This is a genomic window from Actinomycetospora straminea (assembly GCF_028737255.1).
GTDB classification, from domain to species: Bacteria; Actinomycetota; Actinomycetes; order Mycobacteriales; family Pseudonocardiaceae; genus Actinomycetospora; species Actinomycetospora straminea.
In genome coordinates, this window is sequence record NZ_JAQZAN010000018.1 from 25,264 (window position 1) to 43,904 (window position 18,641).

At 74.7% G+C, this 18,641-nt stretch carries 18 protein-coding genes; 10 read left to right on the forward strand and 8 right to left on the reverse strand.

Translation table 11 applies throughout. The features are described from left to right. Positions 1-30: 30 nt before the first annotated feature. From PH190_RS22155 to PH190_RS22185, 7 genes are all read left to right on the forward strand, one after another. Positions 31-375: an RNA polymerase-binding protein RbpA gene (locus PH190_RS22155; RefSeq protein WP_274233690.1), complete on the forward strand. Its 345-nt coding sequence runs from the start codon at positions 31-33 to the stop codon at positions 373-375. 33 nt (positions 376-408) lie between these two features. Beyond that, positions 409-1,689, forward strand: a complete 1,281-nt coding sequence (locus tag PH190_RS22160) for a TrpB-like pyridoxal phosphate-dependent enzyme (protein ID WP_274233691.1) — start codon at positions 409-411, stop codon at positions 1,687-1,689. A 60-nt stretch (positions 1,690-1,749) separates the two neighbouring features. Beyond that, positions 1,750-3,318, forward strand: a complete 1,569-nt coding sequence (gene mdlC, locus PH190_RS22165; RefSeq protein ID WP_274233692.1) for a benzoylformate decarboxylase — start codon at positions 1,750-1,752, stop codon at positions 3,316-3,318. A gap of 108 nt (positions 3,319-3,426) precedes the next feature. Continuing rightward, entirely contained in the window at positions 3,427-3,729 is a 303-nt protein-coding gene (locus PH190_RS22170; RefSeq protein ID WP_274233693.1) for an urease subunit gamma, read from the forward strand. Continuing rightward, positions 3,726-5,795: an urease subunit alpha gene (locus tag PH190_RS22175; RefSeq protein ID WP_345379130.1), complete on the forward strand. Its 2,070-nt coding sequence runs from the start codon at positions 3,726-3,728 to the stop codon at positions 5,793-5,795. Before PH190_RS22170 ends, PH190_RS22175 begins: the two co-directional genes overlap by 4 nt. A 4-nt stretch (positions 5,796-5,799) precedes the next feature. After that, a complete protein-coding gene (locus PH190_RS22180; RefSeq protein WP_274233694.1) occupies positions 5,800-6,468 on the forward strand; it encodes an urease accessory protein UreF in 669 nt (222 codons plus the stop codon). Continuing rightward, complete coding sequence (locus PH190_RS22185; RefSeq protein ID WP_274233695.1) at positions 6,458-7,219, forward strand: urease accessory protein UreD; 762 nt, start codon at positions 6,458-6,460, stop codon at positions 7,217-7,219. The genes PH190_RS22180 and PH190_RS22185 overlap by 11 nt, the downstream gene beginning before the upstream one ends. On the opposite strand, the gene PH190_RS22190 is transcribed toward PH190_RS22185, so the two are convergent. Beyond that, on the reverse strand, positions 7,186-8,844 hold the full coding sequence (locus tag PH190_RS22190; protein WP_274233696.1) for a purine-cytosine permease family protein: 1,659 nt from the start codon (positions 8,842-8,844) through the stop codon (positions 7,186-7,188). The two genes, PH190_RS22185 and PH190_RS22190, sit on opposite strands and share 34 nt — an antisense overlap. A gap of 139 nt (positions 8,845-8,983) precedes the next feature. On the opposite strand from PH190_RS22190, the gene ureG reads away from it, so the two are divergent. Then, positions 8,984-9,640: an urease accessory protein UreG gene (ureG, locus tag PH190_RS22195; protein WP_337993845.1), complete on the forward strand. Its 657-nt coding sequence runs from the start codon at positions 8,984-8,986 to the stop codon at positions 9,638-9,640. A 35-nt stretch (positions 9,641-9,675) separates the two neighbouring features. Here ureG and PH190_RS22200 read toward each other — a convergent pair whose 3' ends face one another. Continuing rightward, on the reverse strand, positions 9,676-10,167 hold the full coding sequence (locus tag PH190_RS22200; RefSeq protein WP_274233697.1) for an Lrp/AsnC family transcriptional regulator: 492 nt from the start codon (positions 10,165-10,167) through the stop codon (positions 9,676-9,678). Between the two features lie 80 nt (positions 10,168-10,247). Here PH190_RS22200 and PH190_RS22205 point away from each other — a divergent pair, with 80 nt between their 5' ends. Next, entirely contained in the window at positions 10,248-10,520 is a 273-nt protein-coding gene (locus PH190_RS22205; protein ID WP_274233698.1) for a hypothetical protein, read from the forward strand. On the opposite strand, the gene yczR is transcribed toward PH190_RS22205, so the two are convergent. Then, on the reverse strand, positions 10,504-12,036 hold the full coding sequence (gene yczR / locus PH190_RS22210) for a MocR-like transcription factor YczR (protein WP_274233699.1): 1,533 nt from the start codon (positions 12,034-12,036) through the stop codon (positions 10,504-10,506). The genes PH190_RS22205 and yczR overlap by 17 nt on opposite strands. A gap of 121 nt (positions 12,037-12,157) precedes the next feature. On the opposite strand from yczR, the gene PH190_RS22215 reads away from it, so the two are divergent. Continuing rightward, entirely contained in the window at positions 12,158-12,466 is a 309-nt protein-coding gene (locus tag PH190_RS22215) for a hypothetical protein (RefSeq protein WP_274233700.1), read from the forward strand. A gap of 66 nt (positions 12,467-12,532) precedes the next feature. Here PH190_RS22215 and pgl read toward each other — a convergent pair whose 3' ends face one another. Genes pgl through tal form a run of 5 tightly spaced genes read right to left on the reverse strand, consistent with a single transcriptional unit; the run spans position 12,533 to position 18,632 of the window. Beyond that, on the reverse strand, positions 12,533-13,312 hold the full coding sequence (gene pgl, locus PH190_RS22220; protein ID WP_274233701.1) for a 6-phosphogluconolactonase: 780 nt from the start codon (positions 13,310-13,312) through the stop codon (positions 12,533-12,535). After that, the gene (locus tag PH190_RS22225; protein WP_274233702.1) at positions 13,309-14,262 is read right to left on the reverse strand and encodes a glucose-6-phosphate dehydrogenase assembly protein OpcA; all 954 of its coding nucleotides are present in this window, start codon (positions 14,260-14,262) and stop codon (positions 13,309-13,311) included. Before PH190_RS22225 ends, pgl begins: the two co-directional genes overlap by 4 nt. Before the next feature lie 13 nt (positions 14,263-14,275). Further along, the gene (gene zwf, locus PH190_RS22230; protein WP_274233703.1) at positions 14,276-15,838 is read right to left on the reverse strand and encodes a glucose-6-phosphate dehydrogenase; all 1,563 of its coding nucleotides are present in this window, start codon (positions 15,836-15,838) and stop codon (positions 14,276-14,278) included. Further along, entirely contained in the window at positions 15,835-17,508 is a 1,674-nt protein-coding gene (locus tag PH190_RS22235) for a glucose-6-phosphate isomerase (protein WP_274233704.1), read from the reverse strand. The genes zwf and PH190_RS22235 overlap by 4 nt, the downstream gene beginning before the upstream one ends. Beyond that, a complete protein-coding gene (gene tal / locus PH190_RS22240; protein ID WP_274233705.1) occupies positions 17,505-18,632 on the reverse strand; it encodes a transaldolase in 1,128 nt (375 codons plus the stop codon). Before tal ends, PH190_RS22235 begins: the two co-directional genes overlap by 4 nt. Between the last annotated feature and the right edge of the window lie 9 nt (positions 18,633-18,641).

The window sequence follows — 18,641 nt, forward strand, 5'->3', positions numbered from 1 at the left end:
GCCGCCCCTGGACGCGGAGGTACTCCGGCGATGGCGACTGGCAACGCGATCCGAGGCACCCGGGTGGGTTCGGGCCCCATGGGGGAGTCCGAGCGCGGGGAGAGCGCGGCGCGCACCGTGGTCTCGTTCTGGTGCTCCAACGGGCACGAGACGCGTCCGTCGTTCGCGATGGACGCCGAGGTCCCCACGAGCTGGGACTGCCCGCGCTGCGGCCTGCCCGCCAACACCGACGAGAAGAACCCGCCGCCGGCCAAGCGCACCGAGCCGTACAAGACGCACCTGGCCTACGTGAAGGAGCGTCGCTCGGACGCCGACGGCGAGGCCCTGCTCGACGAGGCGCTGGCCAAGCTGCGCGCCAAGCGCGGCGAGAGCTGACCCGCCCGCCCGTGAGCTGACATGATCCGGGCCATGGCGGCCCCAGCTGACACCACAGACACCCGCTTCTCGCTCCCGCAGTCCGCGCTGCCCACGGCGTGGTTCAACGTCGCGCCGCACCTGTCGTCGCCGTTGGACCCGCCGCTGCACCCGGCGACGCGGGAGCCCGTGGGCCCGGACGACCTCGCGCCGCTGTTCGCGCAGGAGCTCATCGGTCAGGAGATGGCGACCGACCCCTGGATCGACATCCCGGGCGAGGTCCTCGACGTCCTGCGGCTGTGGCGGCCGACGCCGCTGGTGCGCGCCCGGCGGCTCGAGACCGCGCTCGGCACGCCCGCGCGCATCTACTTCAAGGACGAGTCGGTGTCGCCCGCGGGCTCGCACAAGCCGAATTCGGCGGTGCCGCAGGCGTTCTACAACAAGCGTGAGGGCATCACCCGCCTGTCCACCGAGACCGGCGCCGGCCAGTGGGGCACGGCGCTGTCGTTCGCGTGCGCGCAGTACGACCTCGAGTGCGCGGTCTACATGGTGCGCAAGAGCTTCGAGCAGAAGCCCTACCGCAAGGTGATCATGGAGACGTGGGGCGGCACGGTCGTGCCGTCGCCGATCGACGACCCGTCGCACCCGGGCTCGCTGGGCGCGGCGATCTCCGACGCCGTCCGCGACGCCGTGGGCCGCGACGACACCCACTACGCGCTGGGCTCGGTGCTCAACCACGTGCTGCTGCACCAGACCGTCATCGGGCTCGAGGCCCAGCAGCAGCTGGCGAGCGCGGGGGAGACTCGTCCGGACGTCGTCATCGCCCCGTGCGGCGGCGGGTCGAACCTCGGCGGCGTCGCGCTGCCGTTCCTGCCCGACCCGTCGGTGCGCCTGCTCGCCGCCGAGCCGGCCTCGTGCCCGACGCTGACGCAGGGCCGCTACGAGTACGACTTCGGCGACACCGCCGGGTTCACGCCGCTGATGAACATGTACACGCTGGGCCACGACTTCGTGCCGCCCGGCATCCACGCCGGCGGCCTGCGCTACCACGGCGACTCGCCGATCATCTCGAAGCTCGTGCACGAGGGGCGGATGGAGGCGGTGGCCCACCGCCAGCGGGCCGTCTTCGAGGCGAACGTGCTGTTCGCGCGCGTCGAGGGCAAGGTGCCGGCGCCGGAGGCGGGCCACGGGATCGCGTCGGTGATCCAGGAGGCGAACGACGCGACGGCGAAGGGCGAGGAGCGGGTCATCCTGTTCAACTACTGCGGCCACGGCCTGCTCGACCTCGCGGCCTACGAGGAGTACCTGGCGGGCGACCTGGTCGACGAGCCCTGAGGGTTCCGGGCACCGGGAGGGCCCTCGCGGCCCCGCTGCCGCCCGTGATGGGCTGCCGGCATGGTGACGGTGCGCGAGGCGTCCCTGGCCGTGCTGCGCGGCCACGGCATCACGACGATCTTCGGCAACCCGGGCTCGACCGAGCTGCCGATGTTCCGCGACTTCCCCGACGACTTCCGCTACGTGCTGGGGCTGCAGGAGTCCGTCGCGGTGGGCGCGGCCGACGGCTACGCGCAGGGCACGGGGCGCGCGGCGCTGGTGAACCTGCACTCCGCGGCGGGCGTGGGGCACGCGCTGGGCAACGTGTTCACCGCCTTCCGCAACCGCACGCCGCTCGTGCTGATCGCGGGGCAGCAGGCGCGCTCGCTCCTGGTCGGCGAGCCGTTCCTGTTCGCCGAGCGCCCGGCGGAGTTCCCCGAGCCCTACGTCAAGTACAGCCGGGAGCCGGCCCGGGCGGCGGACGTGCCGGCGACGCTGGCACGCGCGATCCACGTCGCCACGACGCCGCCGTGCGGGCCGGTGCTCGTGTCGGTCCCGGTCGACGACTGGGACCGGCCCGCCCCGACCGTGCCCCCGCACGCCGTCGTCGGGACGGTGGCGGGCGACCCGCAGGCACTGGCGGACCTCGCCGACGGGCTGGCCGCCGCCCGCGCGCCCGCGTTCGTCGTCGGCGGGGAGGTGGACCGCGACGGGGCGTTCGACGACGTCGTCGCCCTCGCCGAGCGCCACGCCGCGCGCGTGTACGTCGCGCCGATGTCCCCGCGGTGCGGCTTCCCCGAGCGTCACCGGCTCTTCGGCGGCTTCCTGCCCGCCGCGCACGACGGGATCCGCGCCGCGCTCGACGCCCACGACCTCGTCGTCGTCCTGGGCTCGCCGGTCTTCCCGTTCCACACCGAGGGCGCGGTTCCCGGCGACACCGCGGTGCCCGACGCCACGACGCTGGTCCAGCTCACCGAGGACCCGGCGCACGCGGCGTGGACGCCCGTGGGCATGTCGATCGTCACGGGGGTGCGCCACGGGGTGCGCGCGCTGCTCGCGGGTCCGACGCCGCCGCAGCGCCCCCTGCCCGCGCCCGGCGCGTCGGCGGCCCGGGTCGCGGCCGACGGGGACGCCATCACCGAGGAGCTGCTGCTGCAGACCCTCGCCGACCTGCGGCCCGCCGACTCGGTGGTCGTCGAGGAGGCGCCCGCGACCCGTGGCCCGATGCACGCCCACCTGCCCTTCGACCGCGCGGCGAGCTTCTACACGTGCGCGAGCGGCGGCCTGGGCCACGGGCTGCCCGCGGCGGTGGGGATGGCTCTGGCGCGCTCCGAGCGGGTGGTGGCCCTGGTCGGCGACGGGTCGGCGATGTACGGGATCCAGGCGCTGTGGTCGGCCGCGCAGCTCGGGGTGGCGCTGACCGTCGTCGTCGTGCACAACGCCCGCTACCGCGCGCTCGACCAGTTCGCCGAGCACTTCGGCATCACCAAGCCCGTCGGCACCGCCCTGCCGGGCCTGGACTTCGTCGCCCTCGCCGCCGGCCAGGGCGTCGCGGGCGTGCGCGTCGAGCGTCCCGACGAGCTCGAGCCCGCCCTCGCCGAGGCGCTGCGCTCGCCGGGGCCGGTGGTGCTGGACGTGGTCGTGGCCTGACCGCGCCCGGCCGCGTGTTACGAGCGTGGGTCGGCGCCCGCCGTGACGCCCCGCCGCGCCGACCCGCTCACTAGCCTGCGGGCACGGCCTCGACACAGGGGAGATCGCGTGCTGCTGACACCGCACGAGCAGGAGAGGTTGCTGGTCCACGTGGCCGCCAACCTCGCCCGGGAGCGCCGGGGACGCGGCCTGCGCCTCAACCACCCCGAGGCGACCGCGCTGCTGACCTCCTGGATCCTCGAGGGCGCCCGCGACGGGCGGTCGGTGGCCGAGCTCATGGCCGACGGCCAGCACGTGCTCACCCGTGACGACGTCATGGAGGGCGTACCGGAGATGCTGCCGTCGGTGGCGGTCGAGGCGACCTTCCCCGACGGGACGAAGCTCGTCACGGTGCACGACCCGGTGACGTGAGCGAGCCCGGGACGGGGATGCGGCCCGGGGAGGTCACGCCGGCCGAGGGGGAGCTGCGCTCCGGCGAGGGCGCGCCGACGGTGACCGTGCACGTCCTCAACGTCGGCGACCGGCCGATCCAGGTCGGCTCGCACGTCCACTTCGCCGCCGCCAACCCCGCGCTCGCGTTCGACCGGGACGCCGCGACCGGGATGAGGCTGGCGATCCAGGCCGGGACGAGCGTCCGCTTCGAGCCCGGCGTGGAGCAGGACGTCATCCTCGTCGCGCTCGGCGGGAACGGCGTCGTGCCGGGGCTGCGCCTCGACGTCGCCGACCCGGCCGGCGCGCGCCGCGGGAGCCCGGGCGCGGGCTGGACGGTGGGCCGCGACGCCTACGCCGAGCTGTTCGGCCCCACGGAGGGCGACCTGGTGCGGCTCGCCGACACCGATCTGCGCATCCGCGTCGAGGCCGACCACTGTCGCGGCCCCCGGGGTGGCGACGAGGCGGTCTTCGGCGGGGGCAAGGTCATCCGCGAGTCGATGGGCCAGGCGCGGGCCACGCGCGCCGAGGGCGCTCCCGACCTGGTGATCACCGGGGCGCTGGTGCTCGACCACTGGGGCGTGGTGAAGGCCGACGTCGGAGTGCGCGACGGGCGCATCGTCGCGCTGGGCAAGGCCGGCAACCCCGACACCATGGACGGGGTGCACCCGGAGCTCGTCATCGGGCCGGGCACCGAGGTGCTGGCCGGCAACGGCAGGATCCTCACCGCGGGCGCGGTCGACTGCCACGTCCACTTCATCAGCCCCCAGCAGCTGCCCGAGGCCCTCGGGTCGGGCGTCACCACGATGATCGGCGGCGGCACGGGCCCGGCGGAGGGCACGAAGGCGACCACGGTGACGCCCGGACCGTGGTACCTGGCGCGGATGTTCGAGGCCCTCGACGGGGTGCCGATGAACTTCGCCCTGCTCGGCAAGGGCAACACCGTCGGCGTCGAGGCCCTCCACGAGCAGGTCCGCGCCGGGGCCAGCGGGTTCAAGGTCCACGAGGACTGGGGCGCGACCCCGGCGGCGATCGACGCGGCCCTGCGCGTCGCCGAGGAGACGGACGTGCAGGTGGCGCTGCACACCGACACCCTGAACGAGGCCGGCTACGTCGAGTCGACCCTGGAGGCCATCGCCGGCCGGGGCATCCACGCGTACCACACCGAGGGCGCGGGGGGCGGCCACGCGCCGGACATCATCACCGTGGCCGGGCAGCCGCACGTCCTGCCGTCGTCCACCAACCCGACGCGCCCGCACACCGTCAACACCGTCGACGAGCACCTCGACATGCTCATGGTCTGCCACCACCTCTCGCCGTCGATCCCCGAGGACCTCGCCTTCGCCGAGTCCCGCATCCGCGCCTCGACGATCGCCGCCGAGGATCTCCTCCACGACCTCGGCGCCATCTCGATGATCGGGTCGGACTCGCAGGCGATGGGGCGGGTCGGCGAGGTCGTCCTGCGCACGTGGCAGACCGCCCACGCCGCGCGCCGCCGCGTGCTGGGCCGCGGCGGCACGACGGCGGACGACAACGACCGGGCACGGCGCTACGTCGCGAAGTACACGATCTGCCCGGCGGTGGCCCACGGGCTCGACGGCGAGGTCGGGTCGGTCGAGGTCGGCAAGCTCGCCGACCTCGTGCTGTGGGAGCCGGCCTTCTTCGGCGTGCGCCCGGACGTCGTGCTCAAGGGCGGCATGATCGCCTGGGGCCGGATGGGCGACGCCAACGCGTCCATCCCCACGCCGCAGCCCGAGCTCTCCCGTCCGATGTTCGGCGCGGCGCCCGCCGCGGCCGCGGCCACGTCCGTGCACTTCGTGACCGAGCAGGCCCTCGCCGGCGGTCTCGCCGGGCGGGTCGACGTGCGGCGCCGGTTCGCGGCGATCCGCTCACCCCGGGGTGTGGGCAAGGCCGACATGCCCGAGAACGGCGCCACCCCGGACATCACCGTCGACGCCGACACCTTCACCGTCCGCATCGACGGCGAGGTGGTCGAGCCCGACCCGGTCCGCGAGCTGCCGATGGCGCAGCGCTACTTCCTGTTCTGAGCGCGTGCACCCCGCGCTGCTCCTGCTGGCCGACTCACGCCTGCCCACGGGTGGGCACGCCCACTCCGCCGGGCTCGAGGCGTGCGTGTCCCGCGGTCTCGTCCGTGGTCCGGACGGGGTCGCGGCACTGCTCGCCGCGCGTGTGCCGACGACCGGCCTCGTCATCGCGGCCGCCGCCGCAGCGGCGTGCCGCGCCCGCACGACGGTGTGGGAACCCTGGGACGCGGCGGTGTCGGCGCGCACCCCGGTCGCCGCGCTCCGCGACGTCTCGCGGGCCCAGGGGCGGGCCCTGCTGCGCACGGCCCGCGCGACCTGGCCGTCGCCGGCCTACGACCCGCTCGGCGCCCGCCCGCACCAGGCGCTCGCGCTGGGGGTCGTCGTCGCGGCCGCGGGCGGCGCCCCCGCCGACGCGGCGGCGCTCGCCGTCCACCACCTGGTCGGACAGATCTGCTCGGGCGCCGTGCGGCTGCTCGGCCTCGACCCGCTCACGCTGGCGGGGGTGCACGCCGGGGCGCTGGCCGAGGGCGCCGCCACCGTCACCGAGGCGGTCTTCGCGGGCGTCGCCGCGGCCGGCGCCGACGATCCCTCGCTCCTGCCCGCCGCGACCACCCCGCTGTCCGAGGTGCTCGCCGCCCGCCACGCCCAGGCCGACGGAGCCCTCTTTGCGTCCTGACACCGCGGCGCTCCCCGCGGGCGGCGTCGAGGCCCGGGTCGAGGCGCATGCCCGGCTGTCGCGCCACGACGGGCGGCTGACCTGGGCGTCGAGCCCGCCGCTGGTCCTGCGCCGCACCGGACCCCGGCGCGTGCACCTCGTCCAGGTCGGCGGCGGACCGCTCGGCGGCGACCGTCTCCGGCTCGACGTCGACCTCGGGCCGGGCGAGTCCCTGGTCCTGCGCACGGCGGCCGCGACGATCGTGCAGCCCGGCCGCGACGGCGGCACCGCCCGGTTCGCCGTGCACGCCCGTCTCGGGCCCGGCGCGGTGCTGGACTGGCGCCCCGCACCCACCGTGGTGACCGACGGCGCCGACTGGTGGGCGAGCCTCGACCTCCACCTCGCGGACGGGGCGGCGGCGACGGTCACCGAGCAGCTCGTGCTGGGGCGCGCCGGGCAGCGCGGGGGACGTGCCCGCAGCGACCTCGCGGCCACCGTCGCCGGCCGCCCCTTGCTCGTGTCCTCCACCCGCCTCGACGGCGCGGACCCCGTGCTCAGCGGGCCGGGCGGCAGCGGTGGGGCGCGGTCGGTGGGCACCGTGCTCGTCTGCGGCTCCCGTGCCGGCGAGGCCGGCGGCGAGGAGGACGACCTGCGGTGGGCCCGGACCGTCCTGGACGGCCCCGGGACCCTCACCACCGCCGTCGGCGCGACGACGGCGGTGACGCGCCTGCTCGCCGCTCAGTGCCCGGGCGGGGCGGCCGGCAGCACGTGACGGCCCTCGCGGTCGGTGGACAGGCACAACGAGCAGACGTGACCGGTCCCGGTGCCCGAGGCCGTCATGTCGGGCCGTTCGAGCTCCTGGCCGCAGACCTGGCAGGGCAGCGACTCGCCCGACGGGTTGCCGTGCTCGTCGAACATCGGGGCGTCGATGCCGTCGTCGACCCGCCGCAGGTAGTACCGGCCCCGCGTCGCGAGCGCGAGGATCGGCGGCAGGACGAACGCCAGCCCGATCGCGACCAGCGGCGAGTACGACGCGAGCGTCTCACCGAGCAGACCGAAGAACGCGAGGATCGAGACGCCGGCGGCGACGAGCATCGAGCCGAAGCCGACCGGGTTGACCGCGTAGAGCATGCCGCGCCGGAACTCCGGGACCTTCGGCGAGATGCCCAGCAGGTACTTGTTGATCGCGATGTCGGAGGCGACGACGACCACCCACGCCATGCCGCAGTTGGCGTAGAAGCCGAGGATCGTGTTGAGGAAGTCGAACATGTTCGCCTCCATCAGCACCAGCGCGATCAGCAGGTTGACGCCGAGGAAGACCAGCCGTCCCGGGTAGTGCTTGGTCACCCGCGTGTAGGAGTTGGTCCACGCCAGCGACCCGGAGTAGGCGTTGGTCACGTTGATCTTGATCTGGCTGATCACCACGAGGACCACGGCCAGCGTGAGCGCGAGCCACGCCGGCACGATGTTGGTGTAGATCTCCAGGAACTGGCGCACCGGCTCGTTGGCGAACGCCGAGGCGCCCGCGACGTTGGCCAGCAGGTACACCGCGAGGAAGAGCCCGATCGCCTGCTTGGCGGCACCGAAGATGACCCAGCCCGGCCCCGCGAGGATCGTCGCGGCCCACCAGCGGCGGGAGTTCTCCGGGGTCTTCGGCGGCATGAAGCGCAGGTAGTCGATCTGCTCGGCGATCTGGGCGATGAGGGAGAGGCAGACGCCCGCGGCGAGCATGACCGAGCCGAGGCTCGGCGTGCCCTGGCCCTCCTCGCCCTGGTAGGCGAAGAACGCGTCGACCGACTCGGGGTGGCTGACGAGCAGGTACACGAACGGCAGCACCATGAGGACCAGCCACAGCGGCGTCGTCCACAGCTGGAGCTTCGAGAGCAGGCTCATCCCGTACACGACGAGCGGGAAGATGATGATCGTCGAGACGGCGTAGCCGAGCCAGAGCGGCATGCCCAGCCCCAGCTCGAGGCCCTGCGCCATGATCGAGCCCTCGAGGGCGAAGAAGATGAAGGTGAACGTCGCGTAGATGATGTTCGTGACGACCGACCCGTAGTAGCCGAAGCCGCTGCCGCGGGTGATGAGGTCGAGGTCCAGGTTGTAGCGCGCCGCGTAATAGGCCAGCGGGAACCCCGACAGGAAGATCACGACGGCGAACACCGCGATGCCCCAGAGGGCGTTGACGGTGCCGTAGGAGATCCCGATGTTGGCGCCGATCGCGAAGTCGGCGAGGTAGGCGATCCCGCCGAGCGCCGAGGTGGCCACGACCCCCGTCGACCACCGTCGGTACCTGCGCGGCGCGAACCGCAGGGTGTAGTCCTCGAGGGTCTCGCGGGCCGCACCCGCGGCCGGCGGCGAGGCGCTCTGTTCCTGGCGCGTGGCGTCCTGGGTCACGGTCCGAGCGTGAAATCCGCATGTGTTCACGCGGCAACGGCCGCTCGACACTCGTGTTTCGGGTCGGGACAGCGGGCCTCGGGTGCCGGATGATCCCGGTGTGCACCGACTCGACCACGAGGACCTGAACGGCGGAGCCGTGGACGCGACCCCGCTCCACCGTCACGGCCGCGCCCTGCGCGTCGGCATCGGCGGGCCCGTGGGGTCCGGGAAGACGGCCCTGGTGGCGGCCCTCTGCCGGGCGCTGGGCGAGGAGCTCTCGCTCGCGGTCGTGACCAACGACATCTACACCACCGAGGACGCCGACTTCCTGCGCGGCCAGGCGGTCCTGCCCGACGACCGGGTCGTCGCCGTCCGGACCGGGTGCTGCCCGCACACCGCCATCCGCGACGACATCACCGCCAACCTCGACGCGGTCGAGGACCTCGTCGAGCGGCACGACCCCGAGCTCGTCCTCGTCGAGTCGGGTGGCGACAACCTCACCGCGACGTTCAGCTACGGCCTCGTCGACCGCCAGATCTTCGTCCTCGACACCGCGGGCGGCGACGACGTCCCCCGCAAGGGCGGGCCCGGGGTGGCCGGCGCCGACCTGCTCGTGGTCAACAAGGTCGACCTCGCGGCGCTGGTGGGGGCCGACGTCGACCGCATGGCCGCCGATGCCGCGCGGGTCCGCGAGGGACGCCCCACCGTCCTCGCGTCGGTCCGCACCGGACCCGGCGTCGCGGAGGTGGCGGCGTGGGTCCGCGCCGAGATCGCCGCGCACGCGGATCGGGCCGCCCCGTCCGACGTGGCGTGACGGGGACTCGCCGCGGGGGGCGGTGGGCACGGGTGTCAGCTGTCGGTCGGCATGTTCCGCAGCTCGACCGGGCTGGACTTCACCACCGCGGTGACGGTGGCGGCGTGGTCCTGCCAGATCTCGAGGACGCGGTCGAGGTCGGCGACGTCGCGGACCTGCACGCGCATGAGCAGGCAGTCCTCGCCGGTGATCTTGTGGCACTCGACGACCTCGGGCTGCCGGGCCGCGAGCTGCTCGGAGATCTTCCCCTGGCCCAGCGCCGGCCGGACCCGCACCCACGCGGCGATCGGGTAGCCGAGCGCGGCCGGGTCGATGTCGAGGCGGTAGCCCCGGATGACGCCGGTCCGCTCGAGGCGCTGGACCCGCTCGGTGACCGCCGGCGCCGACATCCCGATGCGCCGGCCCAGCGCCGACATGCTCTGGCGGGGGTCCGCCTCGAGCTCCGCGAGGATGCGCCGGTTGGTCTCGTCGAGCAGCTTGTCGTTCTCCAGGCGCTGGGTGCCCCGGGCTTCCGATACTGCAGTCATGTCGCCACTATCCCCGTGAGTTCGCCATGGAGTCCAGGGCTCCGGCCTTCGAGAATTGTCCCCATCGGCGAGACGAGGGGATGGACGAGATGGTCACGTTCTGGGGAGTGCTGCTGGTCCTGGGGTTCCTGGCGGTCGCGCGCTACGGCGTCGACAGCCGCAGCGAGCAGGACCCGACGGGTCGCGACCCGGCCTGGCCGGTGACGAGCCGGCCCCACACCGTGCGCGGGGACGCGGTGCTGCTGGGCCGGCTGGCCCGGCGGGTGGCGGCGCACCAGCAGCTGTGGGCGGCGTACGAGCGCAGCCTGCGCCCGTGGGAGGGCGAGCGGCGTGGGCTCACACGACGGTCGTGAGCGTGGAGGCCCCGGCGCCGAGGGAGTCCCACGCCTCGGCGAGCCGGGCCACGGCGTCGTCGAGGGCGTCGGGGGAGAGGGTGTAGGGCAGCCGCAGGTACTGCTCGAACGCCCCGCCGGTGGCGAACCGGGGACCGGCGGCGAGGTGGACACCGAAGCGGCCGGCCGCCTCGACCAGGGCGCTCGAGCGGGGAGCGCCGAGGTCGACCCAGAGGCTGAAGCCGCCCGAGGGGTTCGGCACGCGCCACTCGGGCAGCGCCTCGGCGAGGGCGGCGCGCAGGTGGTCGCGGCGGTGCGCCAGCACCCGGCGGCTCTGCTCCACGAGCTCGTCGAGGCGCTCGACGAGGTCGACGGCGACGAGCTGCTCGAGGACCGGCGTGGAGATGTCGTCCGACGAGCGGGCGGCCGCGATGCGGCGCAGCAGGGTGCGCGGGGCGCGCAGCCAGCCGATGCGCAGGCCACCCCACACCGTCTTCGAGAGACCACCGGTGGTGATCACCGCGGTGCCGCCCGCTCCGGCCCAGGCGCCGAGCGGCGGCGGGACGGGGGTGTCGAGCCACATGTCCCGCAGGCAGTCGTCGACGACGAGGGTGACCCCGTGCCGGCCGGCCGCGGCCACGACGGCCGCCCGCGTCTCGGCGGCCATCACCGCGCCGGTCGGGTTCTGGTGGTCGGCGACCAGGTAGCCGAGCGTCGGCGAGGACGCCCGCATCGCGGCGGCGAGGGCGTCGAGGTCCCAGCCGGGGCGGCCGGTCGCCGCGTCCTCGACCATCGCGACCGGCACCGCGCGCGCCGAGGCGTGGCGGCAGAGGTCGATGGCCCCGGGGTAGGTGGGCTGCTCGATGAGCACGCGGTCGCCGGGGCGCACGAGCGTCCGGGTCACCAGGGAGTGGGCGTGCTGGGCGCCGGCGGTGATCATCACCTCGTCCGCCGAGGTCCGCAGGCCCTGCGCCGTGAGCCGGGCGGCGACGGCCTCGCGCAGCACGGGGAGCCCGAGGACGTCGTAGCCCGTGCTCGCGAGGTGGGTGGGCAGCTCGGCGAGCGCCCGGGCGCCCGCTGCGGTCACGGCCTCCATGGGCGCCCACGGTGCGGCGTGGGCGAGGTCGACGACCTCGCGGCCGGGCACCTGCGCGGTCGGCGTGCCCATGGGCGCGAAGGGCGTGAACCCGGTGGCGCCGACGTGCAGGGCGCCGTCGAGAGGTGCGGGGGACGCGCCCGGTCCGGACGGCCGGGTCGCGGGGACCGCCGTCCACGTGCCCGAACCGCGCCGGCGCACGAGGTGGCCCGCCTCGCGCAGCTCCTCGTAGGCGGCGGCGACCGTGCCGCGCCCGACCCCGAGGGCGACGGCGAGCTCGCGCTCGCTCGGGACCCGCGTGCCCACCGCCAGGCGGCCGTCGGCGAGCAGCGAGGTGATGCGCCCGGCCAGGGCGGCCTGCGCGCTGGTCCCCGGGCCACCGCCGTCGCGCCAGCCGGTGAGGAGGCGCGCGAGGCTCCCGGCTCCGAGGTGGTCGTCCATGGCCGGTGATTCTGCCACTTCTGCCACCTTGGCTGCCACCCGTGACGAGGTGGCCCTGGGCAGAGCTGCCACCGGGGGCCACGGTGGAAGACATCCAGCCACTCCACCCCAGGAGCTCCCGATGGCCGTCACCCTCACCGTCCTCGGCGTCCTCGTGGTCGCCGGCCTGCTGCTCGTCGCGCGCTACGGCGCCGACTCCCGCGGTACCGGGGATCCGACCGGGCGCGACCCCGCCTGGCCGTCCCGCCCGGTCCGCGAGCACACGCCGCGCGAGGACCTGGCCCTCCTCCGCGCCTGGTTCGCCCACCGCCGATGCTGGGAGCTCTTCGAGCGCTCCCTGCGCCCGTGGGAGGCCCCGGCCGCACCGGAGCGCCCGCGGCGCTCGCTCGCCCGAGACGCAGCGATCGCGCGGCTCGCTCGCCCGTGGTGAGCAACGAACGCGCCGTTCGCTGCTTCTAGAGCAACGAATGGCGCGTTCGCTGCATCACCGGGGCCTTCAGAGCTGGCTGGCCGCCGCCTCGTCGAGCAGCCACAGGGTCCGCTCGGTGCCGCGCAGCCCCGCGATCGGGACGTCGACCTCGGACGCGCCGCCGTGCGCCCGCGCGAGCGCCTCGGCCTTGCCGTCACCGGCCGCCACCAGCCAGATCTCGCGGGCGTGGCGGGCGGCGGGGAGCGTGAGGCTCACGCGGGTGGGCGGCGGCTTCGGGCAGTCGCGGACCCCGACGACGCCGGCCGCGGCCGCGTGCACGGCGGGGGAGTCGGGGAAGACCGACAGCACGTGGCCCTCCGGTCCGCAGCCCGCCAGCAGCACGTCGAAGGCGGGGATCGCCGCGCCGCCGCCGAGCCGGGACGCCGCCGCCGACAGCGTCTTGGCGTAGGCGTCGGCGGCGAGGTCGGGGTCGCCCCCGCCGGCGTCCTCCGGGGCGTCGGAGGCCGCCATCGGGTGGACGCGGCCGGGGTCGAGGGGCAGCGCGTCGAGCAGCGCCTCGCGGGCCTGGGCGTCGTTGCGCTCGGCGTCGCCGGCGGGCACGAAGCGCTCGTCGCCCCAGAACACCTCGACCGCGCCCCAGTCGACGTCGTCGCGCCGGGACCCACCGTCGACCAGCGCCGCGACCTCGCGCAGCATCCCGATCCCGATGCCGCCGCCGGTGAGCACCACCGACGCCGACCCGCGCGCGGCCTGCGCCTCGGCGAGCGCGGTCAGCAGGCGGTCGGCGGCGTCGCGGGCCGTCGCCTCCTCGTCGACCTGGACCTGGACCTCGGGCTGACCCGTCACGCGCTCACCTTCCTCGACGTCCGCGTGCGTCCGGCCGGCACGGCCTCGAGCGCCTCGGCGAAGATGTCGTCGGGGTCCAGGCGGCGCAGCTCCTCGGCGAGGCACTCGCGGGTGGTGCGCCGCGACAGGGCCACGCGACGGTCGGGCTGCCCGGGCTGGGAGAGGACCGCGCTCTTTGCGTCGAGGCGCCGCAGCTCCACCGGCCCGCTCGGGCGCTCGAGGCGCACCGCGGCGATCTGCCCGCCCTGACCGCCGGGGACGTCCTCGGTCTTCCGGCTCACCGGGCAGCCCAGCCGCGAGGCCAGCCAGCCGGCGAGCAGGTCGGTCGACGCCGAGTCCGCCGCCCCGGTCACCGACGCGGCGGTGATCCGCTCGTGCGGCGGCTGGTCGAGCGCCGCGGTGAGCAGGGCGCGCCAGCTCGTGATGCGGCTCCACGCGAGGTCGGTGTCGCCGGGGTGGTAGCGCTGGCGCAGCTTGCCCAGCGCCTTCGCCGGCGACCTGGCCTGCGCGACGTCGGTGATCCGGCGCCCGGCCACCGACCCGACCGGGTCCTCGGCGGGCACCGCCGGCGCCTCGCCCGGCCACCACGCCACGATCGGCGCGTCGGGCAGGAGCAGCGGCACCACGATCGCCCCGCCCTGGTCGGCCAGCGGCCCGTACATCCGCAGGACGATGACCTCGCTCGCGCCCGCGTCGCCGCCGATGCGGATCTGGGCGTCCAGGCGGGACGCGGCCCGGCGCACCCCGCGGGCGAGGACCAGCACGCGGCAGGGGTGCTCGCGGCTCGCGTCGTTCGCGGCCTGGATCGCCGCCTCGGCCTCCGGGCCGTCCTCGGTGATGATGATCAGGGTCAGCACCCGCCCCAGCGCCACCGCGCCGGCGCTCTCGCGCAGGTCGACCATCGTGCGGTTGACCGCCGACGTGTCCGTCGACGGCAGGTCGACGATCATGTGTCCCTCTCCCTCATGGACGCCGCCAGACGCGCCCGGTGCGCTCGAGCAGGACGTCGGCGGACCGCGGACCCCAGGTCCCGGCCGCGTAGCTGTCGGGCGTGCCCTCGCGGTGCCACTTCGCGATCACCGGGTCGAGGATGCGCCAGGACAGCTCGACCTCGGTGTTGGTCGGGAACAGCGACGGCTCGCCGAGCAGGACGTCGAGCAGCAGGCGCTCGTAGGCCTCGGGGGAGGCCTCGGTGAACGCCGTGCCGTAGCCGAAGTCCATCGTGACGTCGCGGACCTCCATGCCCGAGCCGGGCACCTTCGACCCGAACCGCAGGGTGACGCCCTCGTCCGGCTGCACGCGCACGACCAGCGCGTTCTGGCCGAGCTCCTCGGTCATCGTCTGGTCGAACGGCAGGTGCGGGGCCCGCTTGAACACCACGGCGATCTCGGTGACGCGCCGGCCGAGGCGCTTGCCGGTGCGCAGGTAGAACGGCACGCCGGCCCAGCGGCGGGTGTTCACCTCACACGTGATCGCCGCGTAGGTCTCGGTGACCGAGTCGGGCGGGAAGCCCTCCTCCTGCTGCAGGCCCTTGACCTCGGTCGAGCCCTGCCACCCGCCGGCGTACTGCCCGCGGGCGGTGGTCTCGTCGATCGGCTCGGCGAGCGTCGTCGCCGACAGGACCTTGATCTTCTCCTCGCGCAGGTCGTCGGGGGAGAAGGAGACCGGCTCCTCCATCGCCGTCAGCGCGAGGAGCTGCAGCAGGTGGTTCTGGATGACGTCGCGGGCCGCCCCGATGCCGTCGTAGTAGCCGGCGCGCCCGCCCACCCCGATGTCCTCGGCCATCGTGATCTGCACGTGGTCGACGTGGTGGGCGTTCCAGATCGGCTCGAAGAGCTCGTTGGCGAACCGCAGCGCCAGCAGGTTCTGGACGGTCTCCTTGCCGAGGTAGTGGTCGATCCGGAAGACCGCGTCCTCGGGGAAGACGTCGTTGACGATGCCGTTGAGCTCCTGCGCCGAGCGCAGGTCGTGCCCGAACGGCTTCTCGATGACGAGGCGGCGCCACACGTCGCCGTCGTCGTCGGCGAGGCCCGAGCGCGAGAGCTGCTTGCACACGGTCGGGAACGCCGACGGCGGGATCGACAGGTAGAACGCGTGGTTGCCGTTGGTGCCGCGCTGGGCGTCGAGCTCGGCCACGCAGGCGGCGAGGCGGTCGAACGACTCGTCGTCGTCGAAGGTGCCCTGCACGAACCGCAGCCCCTCCGCCAGGCGGTCCCAGACCTCCTGCCGGAAGGGGGTGCGGGAGTGCTCGCGCACCGCGTCGTGCACGACCTCCGCGAAGTCCTGGTCGGCCCAGTCGCGGCGCGCGAACCCGACGAGCGCGAAGCCCGGCGGGAGCAGGCCACGGTTCGCGAGGTCGTAGATGGCCGGCATCAGCTTCTTGCGGGCCAGGTCACCGGTCACGCCGAACAGCACGAGGCCCGAGGGCCCCGCGATCCGCGGGAGGCGCTTGTCGCGCGCGTCCCGCAGCGGGTTGGTCCACTCGTCGTGCCCGCGGACCCCCGTGTGCCCCGACCCGAAGGTCACCGACCCACCGCCCTCACCGCGTTCGCGAGCGCCACCAGCCCGGCGGCGCGGTCCGCCAGGTGCAGCCGCAGGACCGGGCGCGGCGTGCCGCCGTTCTTGGCCGCCGCGAGCACCCCGGCGTCGCCGCGGGCCTGCGCGTGCTCGAGCGTGCCGAACGAGAACGGCTGCCCGGGGATGGCCAGGTCGTCGGCCACCGAGCCCGTGATCTGCAGGAACACGCCGTTCTGGTGCCCGCCCTTGTGGTACTGACCGGTCGAGTGCAGGAACCGCGGTCCCCACCCGAACGTCGTCTGCAGCCCCGTGGCCTTCGCCAGCTCGGGGCGCAGCGTCGCGAACGAGGCGTCGTCGAGCCGGTCGAGGTAGGCCTGGATCGCGATGTAGCCATGGTCCGGCGCCGCGTCCACCAGCGCCTGGATCGCGTCGATCACGGTCTCCGGCGTCCCGAGCCAGCTCGCGTCGCCCGCGGCCCGGATCTCGATCGGGCCGTCGGTGACGATCGGGGCGTCGTCGCTCGCGGCGTCCCCGGACCCCTCGCCGGCCCCGGCCAGCAGGTCGCGGGTGGCCTGCTTGGCCGACTCGACGTCGGGCTGGTCGAACGGGTTGATGCCGATGAGGCGCCCGGCGAGCGCGACCGCGTGCTCCCAGAGCAGGAACTGCCCGCCCAGGGTGCCGGTCACCGACACCTGCGCGCCCGACCCCGCCGGCCCGATCGCGACGGCGGTGGCGTCGCTGCCGTGGTCGCCGAAGCCGGGAGCCTCGGCGTCCTCGACGACCACCGGCAGCAGGCCCGTGCCCTGCTTGCCGGTGGACTCGGCGATGAGCTGCTCGGCCCAGTTGCCGAAGCCGACCAGGCCGGAGCCGGTGTCGGCGAGCACGACCTTCTCCGCGCCGGCGCCGTGCGCCGCCGCCATGGCCGCGGCGAGCCGGATCGCGGGGTTGTCGGCGCTGTCGCGCGCGAGCTCCGGGGCGACCGCGGCCGCCTCGTCGAGCAGCGCGCCGACGTCGACGCCGGCGAGCGCCGAGGGCACCAGACCGAACGCGGTGAGCGCCGAGTAGCGCCCGCCGACGCCCGGGTCGGCCTCGACGAGGTCCCGGTAGCCCTCGTCGCGGGCGAGGTCGGCGAGCTTCGTGCCCGGGTCGGTGACGACGACCATCCGCGACGCGGCGTCGATGCCGTTGGCCTCGAAGACCTCGGCGAACACCCGGCGCTGGCTGTCCGTCTCGACCGTGCCGCCGGACTTCGACGACACGACGAGCACCGTGCGGGACAGGTCGCCCGCGAGCGCGTCGGAGACCTGCATCGGGTCGGTGGTGTCCAGCACGACCAGCGGGAACTCGCCGCCGACCGCGCCGCCCGAGCGCGTCGCGCAGATGACCTCGGGGGCCAGCGACGAGCCGCCCATGCCCGCGAGCACGACGCGGTCGACGCCGTCGTCGTGCAGCGCGCGGCGCAGGGCGGTCAGCCGGTCGACCAGCGGGCGCGACGTCTCGTGGAGGTCCACCCAGGCGAGGCGCTTGCTCGCCTCGGGCTCGGCGTCGGGCCCCCACAGGGTGGCGTCCCCGGCCGAGAGCTTGGACGCCGCGGCGTCGCCGACGAGCTTCTCGACCAGCGCGTCGGCGGCGTCGGAGAGCGCGGGGTCGACGATGTCGACCTCGACACCGCCGCTCACTGCGCCTGCTCCGGGCTCCGGCGGGTCAGTTGGTCGGACACGGTGGCGGTGAGCTCCTGCCAGGAGTCGTCGAACTTCTGGACGCCCTCGTTCTCCAGCGTCAGGTAGACGTCGTCGACGTCGATGCCGACGTGCGCGAGCCCGGCGAACACTTCGCGGGCCGCCTCCTCGGTGCCGCTGACCGCGTCGCCGTGCAGCTCACCGTGGTCGGCGAACGCCTTGAGCGTGGCCTCGGGCATCGTGTTGACGGTGTTCGGCGCGGCCAGCTCCGTGACGTAGAGCGTGTCCGGATAGGCCTTGTTCTTCACGCCGGTCGAGGCCCACAGCGGGCGCTGGGCCTTGGCGCCGGCGCCCTTGAGCGCCGCCCACCGCTCGGTGCCGAACACCTCGAGGTAGGCCGCGTAGGCGAGGCGGGCGTTGGCGATCGCCGCGGTGCCGCGCAGGTTCAGCGCGGCGTCGGTGCCGATGGCGTCGAGGCGCTTGTCGACCTCGGAGTCCACCCGCGAGACGAAGAACGAGGCGACCGACGCCATCGACGACAGGTCGTGCCCGTTGGCGCGGGCCTGCTCCATCCCGGCGAGGAAGGCGTCCATGACCTGGCGGTAGCGCTCGACCGAGAAGATCAGCGTGACGTTGACGCTGATGCCCTCGGCGAGGGTGCGCGTGATCGCCGGGATGCCCTCGACGGTCGCCGGGATCTTGATCATGAGGTTGGGCCGGTCGACCGTCTTCCACAGGTCGGCGGCCTCGGCGACGGTGCCCTCGGTGTCGTGGGCCTTGCCCGGGTCGACCTCGAGCGACACCCGCCCGTCGACGCCGCCGGTCTGCTGCCACACGCCGCGGAAGACGTCGCAGGCGCGGCGGACGTCCTCGGTGGTGAGCTCGCGGATGGCGTCCTCCACCGAGGCGCCGCGGGCGGCGAGCCCGTCGAGGTCCTCGGCGTAGTGGTCGGCCTCCGCGAAGGCGCTGGCGAAGATCGTCGGGTTGCTCGTGACGCCGACGACCTCGTACTCCTCGATCAGCGAGGTGAGGTTGCCGGACTCGATGCGCTGGCGGGACAGGTCGTCGAGCCAGACGGAGACGCCGGCCGCGGAGAGGTCGGCGAGGGGGGTGTTGCTGGCCATGGGGTCCTC

Coding starts and splice junctions, on each gene's coding strand:
- PH190_RS22205 (WP_274233698.1), top strand. CDS start 10,248: ATGGACGAGATGGTCACGTTCTGGGGAGTGCTGCTGGTCCTGGGGTTC.
- PH190_RS22225 (WP_274233702.1), bottom strand. CDS start 14,262: ATGATCGTCGACCTGCCGTCGACGGACACGTCGGCGGTCAACCGCACG.
- PH190_RS22200 (WP_274233697.1), bottom strand. CDS start 10,167: ATGACTGCAGTATCGGAAGCCCGGGGCACCCAGCGCCTGGAGAACGAC.
- PH190_RS22155 (WP_274233690.1), top strand. CDS start 31: ATGGCGACTGGCAACGCGATCCGAGGCACCCGGGTGGGTTCGGGCCCC.
- mdlC (WP_274233692.1), top strand. CDS start 1,750: ATGGTGACGGTGCGCGAGGCGTCCCTGGCCGTGCTGCGCGGCCACGGC.
- yczR (WP_274233699.1), bottom strand. CDS start 12,036: ATGGACGACCACCTCGGAGCCGGGAGCCTCGCGCGCCTCCTCACCGGC.
- PH190_RS22160 (WP_274233691.1), top strand. CDS start 409: ATGGCGGCCCCAGCTGACACCACAGACACCCGCTTCTCGCTCCCGCAG.
- tal (WP_274233705.1), bottom strand. CDS start 18,632: ATGGCCAGCAACACCCCCCTCGCCGACCTCTCCGCGGCCGGCGTCTCC.
- PH190_RS22215 (WP_274233700.1), top strand. CDS start 12,158: ATGGCCGTCACCCTCACCGTCCTCGGCGTCCTCGTGGTCGCCGGCCTG.